The sequence below is a fragment of the Vibrio sp. 10N.222.49.C9 genome, from assembly GCF_041474985.1.
GTDB lineage: Bacteria > Pseudomonadota > Gammaproteobacteria > Enterobacterales > Vibrionaceae > Vibrio > Vibrio crassostreae_C.
In genome coordinates this window covers 1-290 of sequence record NZ_JBFRVD010000413.1, presented here as the reverse complement: position 1 = coordinate 290, position 290 = coordinate 1, and the positions used below count along the sequence as shown (strand labels likewise).

Sequence of the window (290 nt, the reverse complement as noted above, 5' to 3'; positions counted from 1 at the left end):
GTTACAGGGTTGTTTATGGTCAAGAAGATTGCACTGGTGGTTGAAGTTGGCGGTGTTTCCTTAGCGTAGGCACCTGAAACGGTTGCAATATTGTTGGCATACGCAAAAGGGGAAAGTAGCACTAGGATGAAAGTAAGAAGGCGAGTTTTCATGGTTGCATCTCCATTGTGATGTCATTAATAGCTTTAACTAGTGGTGCTGGAGTAAGAGTGTGTTGCACCTTGGTCATTTCCGTACCATCAGGTGCGAGAAAGTAAAAGTATGAGCTATGGTCAACGGTATATTCGAGC

At 44.1% G+C, this 290-nt stretch carries 1 pseudogene; it reads right to left on the bottom strand.

Annotated features, from left to right (window positions below):
* Positions 1–148: 148 nt before the first annotated feature.
* Positions 149–290, bottom strand: a pseudogene (locus AB4585_RS23755) (SCO family protein); the annotation flags it as partial.